This window comes from Acidovorax sp. HMWF029 (genome assembly GCF_003060895.1).
Classification (GTDB): domain Bacteria; phylum Pseudomonadota; class Gammaproteobacteria; order Burkholderiales; family Burkholderiaceae_C; genus Acidovorax.
Genome location: NZ_QAIH01000242.1, coordinates 1 through 2,851, shown reverse-complemented (window position 1 = coordinate 2,851; position 2,851 = coordinate 1). Strand labels below are relative to the sequence as shown.

Sequence of the window (2,851 nt, the reverse complement as noted above, 5' to 3'; positions counted from 1 at the left end):
CCACCCGGCCAAGCATGCGGGACAGGGGCTCGCCGCCGCCTGGCGCGTGGTGGGCAAAGTCTGCAGTCCAGGCATCGATGTCGCTTTTGGCGAGCGTGTTCCAGGCCCGGCCTTCCCAGGCGCCAAAGTCCATTTCGCGCAGCCGGGCATCTGGAATCAGCATCAAATCGGGCCTTTCCGCGCACAGGGATTGCCCCAGCTGCTCACATCTTTGTAGCGTTGAGCAAAACACCCCTGGCGCTGGGGGGAGGGCGGCGGCCAGACGCCGGGCTGCTGCCAGCGTGGCGACCGGGTCGGCGGGGACATCCAGTGCGCCGTAGCAGGTGCCCGAGGCCACCTGGGGGGCGGCATGGCGCACCAGCCACAGCCGGGCGCTTGGTTGGGGGGGCTTCATGCCCATCGCAGGGCGAGCGCCGCACCCAGGTAGAAGCCGATTTCGCTCACCTGCTGGGTGGCGCCCAGGCAGTCGCCGGTAAAGCCCTGCAGGCGCCGCGCAAACCAGCGCCCCATCCAGGCTGCGGCAGCTGCGCTGAGGGCTGCAGATGCTATGAGAAAAATAGCTGATTGGGCATGCCAGACAAGCGCCAGCGGCACGAAACACCATGCAACGGCTGTGGCCAGGGCGCCGCCCGAGATCTGGTCGGCCAGCGGTTTGCTTTTGGAGCGTGCCGTGTCGCCCACATGCGGCAGGCTGCGCACGATGAACAGCGGCCACAGGCGCGACAGCACGTGCGCGCCGACCAGAGCCGACAGCGCGACTGCCAGGCTGTGTGCGCCCAGCAAGGCGAGCAGGCTGAGTTTGGACAGCAGCGCCAGCACCAGCGCCATGGCCCCAAAGGCGCCAATGCGCGAGTCCTTCATGATGTCGAGCGCTCGTTCGCGCTGGGCGCTGCCGCCCAGGCCATCGGCCACGTCGGCCAGACCGTCTTCATGGAAGCCGCCCGTCATGAGCACGGTGGCCACGGTGCTGAGCACGGCGGCCACCGCCGAGGCAAAGGGGTTCGGGGCCAGCGCCCAGTGCAGGCCACCATACACCCCCACCGCCAGCAGGGCCGCCAGCCAGCCGATGCCGGGGAAGTGGGCCGCACTGGCGCGCAGCATGGCGGGGCTGTAGCCCACCCAGTCCGCCAGCCGCCCGGTGACGGGAATGCGGGTGAAGAACTGCACGGCCAGCAGGTAGTGGCGCAGGGCTTGCATGGCGTGCTGTGGTATTGGTGAAGGTTTGCTTCTGTTTTGATAGCTACCAACGCCCTTGTATCAGGCGGAGGTGGCCATTTTGGGCATTATTTGGAGCGCAGGAACAGCCGGTAGGCCGGGTTGAGCGTTTCTTCCACATAGGGGTAGCCCAGTGTGGACAGGAAGGCGTCGAACGTGGCGGCGTCTTCAGGCGGCACCTGCATGCCCACGAGGATGCGGCCATAGTCGGCACCCTGGTTGCGGTAATGGAACAGGCTGATGTTCCAGGTGGGTTGCATCAGGCTCAGGAACTTGAGCAGCGCGCCGGGCCGCTCGGGGAAGGTGAAGCGCATCAGGCGCTCGTCCTGCGCCAGCGCCGAGTGGCCGCCCACCAGGTGGCGCAGGTGTTCCTTGGCCAGTTCATCGTGGGTCAGGTCCAGCGCCTCGAAGCCGTGGCGGCCGAAGTTTTTGGCGATCTTTTCTGACTCGCCCTTGCCGTGGGTCGTCAGGCCCACAAACACATGCGCCTGGGCGGCGTCGCTGATGCGGTAGTTGAATTCGGTCACGTTGCGTGCGCCGCCCGGCAGGTCGCCCACCACTTCGCAGAAGCGGCGGAAGCTGCCGCGCTCCTCGGGGATGGTGACGGCGAACAGGGCTTCACGCTCCTCGCCCACCTCGGCGCGCTCGGCCACAAAGCGCAGGCGGTCGAAGTTCATGTTGGCGCCGCAGAGGATGGCAGCGTAGGTTTCGCCCTTGGTCTTGTTCTTGGCGACGTATTGTTTGATGGCGGCCACGGCCAAGGCGCCTGCGGGCTCGACGATGCTGCGCGTGTCCACAAAGATGTCCTTGATGGCGGCGCAGACGGCGTCTGTGTCCACCGTCACGAACTCATCCACCAGGCCCTGGGCCACGCGGAAGGTTTCCTCGCCAACGAGCTTGACGGCCGTGCCGTCGGAGAACAGGCCCACGTCGGCCAGCGTGACGCGCTGGTGGGCGTTGACGGACTGGATCATCGCGTCCGAGTCGTTCATCTGCACACCGATCACCTTGATCTCGGGCCGCACGGCCTTGATGTAGTTGGCCACGCCGGACACCAGGCCGCCGCCGCCGATGGCCACGAACACCGCATCGAGCTGGTTGCTGCCCAGGCTTTGCAGCTGGCGCAGGATCTCCATGGCGATGGTGCCCTGGCCGGCGATGACCAGCGGGTCATCAAAAGGGTGCACAAAGGTCAGGCCCTGTTCCTTTTGCAGGCGGGCGGCGTGCTCGTAGGCGTCGGAATAGCTCTCGCCGTGCAGCACCACGTCGCCCCCCAGCGTCTTGACGGCATCCACCTTGAGCTGGGGCGTGGTCGTGGGCATGACGACCACGGCGCGCGTGCCCAGCTTGTGGGCGCTCATGGCCACGCCCTGGGCGTGGTTGCCGGCTGAGGCGCAGATCACACCGCGCTGCAGCTGCTCGGGTGTGAGGTGTGCCATCTTGTTGTAGGCGCCGCGCAACTTGAAGCTGAACACGGGTTGCTGGTCCTCGCGCTTCAAAAGCACCTTGTTGTGCAGGCGGCGGCTGAGGCTCTTGGCGGGCTCCAGGGCCGACTCCACCGCCACGTCGTACACACGGGCGGTCAGGATCTTCTTGAGGTAGTCGGCGGGTGTGAGGTGCTGGGTCATGGCAGGGC

At 66.7% G+C, this 2,851-nt stretch carries 3 protein-coding genes; all 3 read right to left on the bottom strand.

What is annotated here, in order from left to right:
• Positions 1–394, bottom strand: a 394-nt coding sequence (locus tag DBR12_RS17840; RefSeq protein WP_233244777.1) for a histidine phosphatase family protein, incomplete at its 3' end; no start/stop codon positions are given.
• Positions 391–1,197 carry an adenosylcobinamide-GDP ribazoletransferase gene (locus tag DBR12_RS17835; RefSeq protein ID WP_108618490.1) on the bottom strand — a complete coding sequence of 269 codons (807 nt, stop codon included), beginning with the start codon at positions 1,195–1,197 and terminating at the stop codon, positions 391–393. The genes DBR12_RS17840 and DBR12_RS17835, both read right to left, overlap by 4 nt.
• Positions 1,198–1,283: 86 nt before the next feature.
• Positions 1,284–2,843 carry a threonine ammonia-lyase, biosynthetic gene (gene ilvA / locus DBR12_RS17830; RefSeq protein ID WP_108618497.1) on the bottom strand — a complete coding sequence of 520 codons (1,560 nt, stop codon included), beginning with the start codon at positions 2,841–2,843 and terminating at the stop codon, positions 1,284–1,286.
• Positions 2,844–2,851: the final 8 nt, after the last annotated feature.